5 protein-coding genes are annotated in these 4954 nt (G+C 42.8%); 2 read left to right on the forward strand and 3 right to left on the reverse strand.

Translation table 11 applies throughout. From position 1 onward, the window contains the following. Positions 1-216: 216 nt before the first annotated feature. The 3 genes from ACFO8Q_RS08285 to ACFO8Q_RS08295 form a co-directional block, all read right to left on the reverse strand. Positions 217-1113, reverse strand: a complete 897-nt coding sequence (locus ACFO8Q_RS08285; RefSeq protein ID WP_380025304.1) for a carboxypeptidase-like regulatory domain-containing protein — start codon at positions 1111-1113, stop codon at positions 217-219. Positions 1114-1194: 81 nt separating this feature from the next. After that, positions 1195-1992 (reverse strand): hypothetical protein, encoded by a 798-nt coding sequence (locus ACFO8Q_RS08290; RefSeq protein ID WP_380025305.1) that lies wholly within the window; start codon positions 1990-1992, stop codon positions 1195-1197. A gap of 5 nt (positions 1993-1997) precedes the next feature. Continuing rightward, positions 1998-2447 carry a hypothetical protein gene (locus ACFO8Q_RS08295; protein ID WP_380025306.1) on the reverse strand — a complete coding sequence of 150 codons (450 nt, stop codon included), beginning with the start codon at positions 2445-2447 and terminating at the stop codon, positions 1998-2000. 613 nt (positions 2448-3060) lie between these two features. Between ACFO8Q_RS08295 and istA the strand changes: the two genes are divergently transcribed. Together istA and ACFO8Q_RS08305 are read left to right on the forward strand one after the other, a co-directional pair. Next, positions 3061-4599 carry an IS21 family transposase gene (gene istA / locus ACFO8Q_RS08300; protein WP_380025307.1) on the forward strand — a complete coding sequence of 513 codons (1539 nt, stop codon included), beginning with the start codon at positions 3061-3063 and terminating at the stop codon, positions 4597-4599. 2 nt (positions 4600-4601) lie between these two features. After that, positions 4602-4925 carry an ATP-binding protein gene (locus ACFO8Q_RS08305; RefSeq protein ID WP_380025308.1) on the forward strand — a complete coding sequence of 108 codons (324 nt, stop codon included), beginning with the start codon at positions 4602-4604 and terminating at the stop codon, positions 4923-4925. Positions 4926-4954: the final 29 nt, after the last annotated feature.

Consider the following 4954-nt stretch of genomic DNA (forward strand, 5'->3'; position numbering starts at 1 on the left):
GTTGGTAACTACAAACCCCCACAGTGGACTTTCACCACCTAGTTAATCGCCATGCGTGGCGCACAAGAAAGAGAATGACGAATTATCAACGTCATTCTCTTTATCAAGCTGCTTTACTAAAGAATCTGATATAGATATGATTAGAAAAGATCCTTTTGTAAAGGGTCGACCGGCCGTCACCAAGCGATCGTCCAAAATGCGTATTGGTGATGGCTTTTAATATCCACTCGGGCTATACCAACCTGTGTGTTTATGGTATAGGGGGCGGTGACTAGAAAGTTGTGAGCACGTAGCAGAACTTTTAACATCCAAAGACCATGATTTGCAGTACCGTGCGTTAGGATCATCAGCATAATCTCCATTGGTACTGTTCAAACAGGGGGCGTTATAACTTCCTAAGCCTACATCACAGTCGCTTTGGGTCATGTTTACACCTGCGGCCCATGGATGCTTCCATTTGTTATAGTAAATCTGATCTCCGCCATACCCATTAAATCGGTTACATGTTACATAGGAAAGGTTCCCGTATTTTGCGTCGTTATGATCACCATCCGGTATTAATTGTTCACCAGCATATCCACCACGATAGGGATCAGAAGGATCATATAGGGGTTGAACCGTACCGTCTTTTTTGACCTTTTTGTCCTTTTGTTTTGTAGAATCAGGCTCCTCCATGAAAGTCAAAAAGTTGGTTTTGTTAGAGGCCGTAAGATAGGCAGATTTCCCTTTCTCAACCTGGACATCAACTGACATGTCATTGAATCTAGGGTGTTTAATTGTTACCTTCTGGTTGCCAGCCGAAACATTATTGATCACAAAATTGCCGTTAGCGTCTGTTTGAACTATTTGATTATCAACAGACACAGTAGCGTTTGATAACGGGTAAGTCCTGACAAACCCCTCTGATGTTTCAACCCATCCACCGCTAAGAAGTTGTTTTCTTTCCTGTTCAGTCGGAGCAGGAAGTCCGGCGAACGGAATAACTAATTGAGTAGTTATTCGTCCATTAATTTGTGATTGAGTTGCTGGATTCGCGGAAGAAGCAACAGCTGAATAGGTGGATGCCCCAAATAGTAATGCTGCTACTAAAGAAGTAATACCAAGCTTTTTCATACATTTCAACCTCCTACAAATAAAAGAACTTAAGAAGAAGATGCGTTGAAACTACCCTTCTTTTTGACAATCACCCCCTTTTTAGGAAGTTTTTATAGTGAGAGCTTGTACATCACGTTTTTGAATTTTGTATTCAGACCGAAGTTTATCTAACAGTTTGAGTTGTTCTTCTCCCGTATGGGTCAATAAATATGCCTCCGCAATTTTGTCTCTATCTTTAGGCCAAACTAAGGGTTCACCGGATTTTATATCTTCAACTAATACAATTAAATGTTCTTGCCCCTGCATCACCATTGTTACTTCTCCCGTTTTTAAGGATCTTAATTGTTGATATATCGGATCATCAAATGTAACTTCTACAGACTCAATTTGTGAAGTAGCGATGCCAAGTTCCTTCTCTAACTTGGTGTGGTCTTTTTCATTTTGATGTAAAGTAATAAATTTGGAGGCTAATTGGTGATCTATTTTATATACTCGAGCACGGATACTGGATAATGATTCGAGTTCACCTTTTTGTTCCCCGTAGAATTTTTTCAAGGTGTTATCATCCAGAGTTTTCATCAGAATTGCTTTTAATAGGAACTTTCGCTGTTGAAGTTCACCTTGTAGACCGTTCAATTTCTTCTCGTCCGGATCGTTTACCTGTTGAATACCTAATTCCTTCGCCTTGATCTCAAGAAGTCTGTTATCAATTAGATTATCGAGAATGACATCGTAATATCGTTCCTTGAAGACTTTTTCGACTTGTGTTGTAGTAATTTTTTCTTCCCCGATTGCTGCTGCGACACCTGACTCGGTCGAACTTCCTGATTTTACGCACCCTGTCATAAGAGATGAGAATAAGACTAATACGGCTACCTGGTTCATTCTGATCTTCACGTCATTCACCTCAATGTTTTGATAAAATCTTCTACCTCATTTTTATTTGGGGTTTGAAATTTAAACGCATAAAACAAGTCACCATACTTCACAACATAAACCTGTTCTTCTTTGTTGGTATACAAGTTTACGGAATTATCACCGATTGAAATTTGTTCCTTTTGCATTTTCGGGTAAATGAGTTCACTCCGAGATAAAGTTAGGGAAACATTGTTTTTGTAAAAAATTGTGACGGAAGGTGCTGTGAACCCATCATCGTATTTCTCTATGGACGAAATCTGCCAACTATTTGGTAAGTTAGGGGGACCTGATAAATTAAAAATATTTGCAAAATCTGAACTTTTTATCGACGCTTTGTGTGCAGCCCCCCCATATATCCCTATCAACACAACCGGAATGGCAATTAACAGTAACACTACGGGCAGCACAAGTCCCAACTTCTTCTTATTTTTCAAAGTCTATCCCCCGTTTCGTTGAATGATCAGACAGAACATTGATCCTGATTTACTAAATTTGAACAAATGTAGGTTTACTCTTTTTGTTAGAATCAGATATAGTTATAAATTCAATGTAATGATTAAAAAATCCTTCCAGTTTATAGAAAAAAATATTCTCATTTAACTTATTCAAGTTTTTATCTAACAAATCCGAACTGATAATTCACTAATATCTTAAAAAAGGGTAATTAGTAACATCCATAAGTGAACGACCACTCACCCATTAAATTGTGCACCCACCATAGCCAATATAGATAGGGCAACAAAGCTACAACGAATCCCATCTTCGAATGATAGTCTTTAAGTTCCGTTTTTTATTTTGGTAATCGAACTTCGAAGATTTTTTCTTTTTCATTGTCCATGGAGTGCCTTAGACTATACTAATTTTCAATATATAGTACCGATGAATACTCCGGAGCAAAATGAGCCATTGTTCCGGAAAGCGAGAGCCACCTGTCCAACAGTTTAGAGCCACTCCTCCGGACGAGAGAGCCACTAGATTGCGCCTCCTGCTAGAATGATCTCATGCACTGTTTAAAACAGTGTAAATCATTCGTGAGGAGGTCATTCTATGACCCAGTATCGTGAAATCCTGCGGCTTCACAGCCAAGGAATCAGTCAGCGTAACATCGCTGGCAGTTGCGCCTGCTCACGCAACACCGTATCTAAAATCATTCAACGAGCAGAAGAGCTAGGAATCACTTGGCCGTTAGAGAAGGATCTGACGGATGGCGAGCTTCGCCAACGCCTGTTTGCCGAAGTGGCCTCTCCCCCATCCCGCAAACGCCCCGACTGTGAATACATCCATAGGGAAATGGCCAAAAGCGGAGTGACGCTCAGTTTGCTTTGGAATGAATATTGTGAAGAATGCCAGGTCAACCAAGAAATTCCGCTCATGTACTCCCAGTTCTGCCACTACTATCAACAATACACACAGAAGACGAAAGCAACCATGCGCATTCTTCGCAAGCCCGGTGAACAGCTCGAAGTGGACTGGGCCGGACAAACCGCATCCATCATCGACAGAGAAACCGGCGAAATGATCAATGTCTATATTTTTGTAGGTGTACTGTCTTACAGCCAGTATGCTTACGTGGAAGCTTTTGCTTCGCAAAATCAGGAAAGCTGGATTACAGCCCACATCAACATGTATCAGTTCTTTGGCGGGTCCACACGTATTCTCATACCGGACAACCTTAAGACCGGCGTAGAAAAAGCCTCCTGGTATTCCCCTGTCATCAACAAGACCTATCATGAGATGGCCGAGCATTACAGCACCGCCGTCATTCCTGCCCGCGTTCGTAAACCAAAGGACAAACCGAATGTGGAGGGTTCCGTTAACGTCGTCTCCACGTGGATTCTTGCTGCATTGCGTAAACAACAATGTTTCAGTGTTGCCGAATTGAATCGGGCCATCCGGGAGAAGCTCGATGTCCTGAATGCGAAACCCTTTCAGAAAAAAGAAGGGAGCAGGCGTAGTGTGTTCGTTGCCGAGGAAAAACCGTTCCTGCTCGGATTGCCTGCTACCCCTTATGAGTTGGCGACCTGGAAGATTGCCACTGTTCAATTCAATTATCATATAACCGTAGAGAAAATGCATTATTCCATTCCCTATGAATATATCAAGCACCACGTAGATGTACGAATCACTCGCAATGTCGTTGAAATTTTCTTCAACAATCACCGAATTTGTTCCCATCCGCGACTTCACGGACAACCCGGACAGTACAGTACGGTTGAAGAGCACATGCCGGAAAACCATAAGAAATTCATCCAATGGAATGCAAACCGATTTATCTCTTGGGCACAAAGCGTCGGTTCTAATACCGCCGTTGCGATCCAGGCTATTCTTTCTTCCCATAAGGTCGAGCAGCAAGGATACAGAAGCTGCATGGCCCTCCTGAAACTCGCTGACAAGTATGGAGTTGTTCGTTTGGAAGCGGCTTGCGCCAAAGCGTTATCCTACACACCCAGACCGAATTTCCGAAGCATCAAGACGATTTTGACGACGGGTCAGGATCGGATGACCGTGCAGGAGACAAAAGAATCATCAACCCCTTCTGAAACCCACGGATTCGTCCGGGGCGCAGATTACTATGGGAGGGAATAGACATGGTGCATGAACCGACCTTACGCAAACTACAGGAAATGCACCTGTCCGCCATGGCAGACTCGTATCGCAATCAGTTGCTGGATCACAATTTTCAAGCGCTTTCGTTTGAAGAGCGGTTTGGACTCCTGGTCGATACGGAGTGGACGAGACGCAAGAATAACCGGCTGTCTTCGTTAATTCGCAAAGCGGACTTTCAGCAAAGTGACGCTTGCATCGAAAACGTTGAGTATCACGTCGACCGGAAGCTGGATCGGACGCAGATTCTTCGATTGGCAACTGGCGGTGTATACGGTAACCTAAAAATACGCCACACCGCTCATTGAAACTTCCCCCACCCTGACCGATAATCCTC

This window comes from Effusibacillus consociatus (assembly GCF_042652925.1).
Taxonomy (GTDB): domain Bacteria; phylum Bacillota; class Bacilli; order Tumebacillales; family Effusibacillaceae; genus Effusibacillus; species Effusibacillus consociatus.

Coding starts and splice junctions, on each gene's coding strand:
- ACFO8Q_RS08285 (WP_380025304.1), bottom strand. CDS start 1,113: ATGAAAAAGCTTGGTATTACTTCTTTAGTAGCAGCATTACTATTTGGG.
- ACFO8Q_RS08305 (WP_380025308.1), top strand. CDS start 4,602: ATGGTGCATGAACCGACCTTACGCAAACTACAGGAAATGCACCTGTCC.
- istA (WP_380025307.1), top strand. CDS start 3,061: ATGACCCAGTATCGTGAAATCCTGCGGCTTCACAGCCAAGGAATCAGT.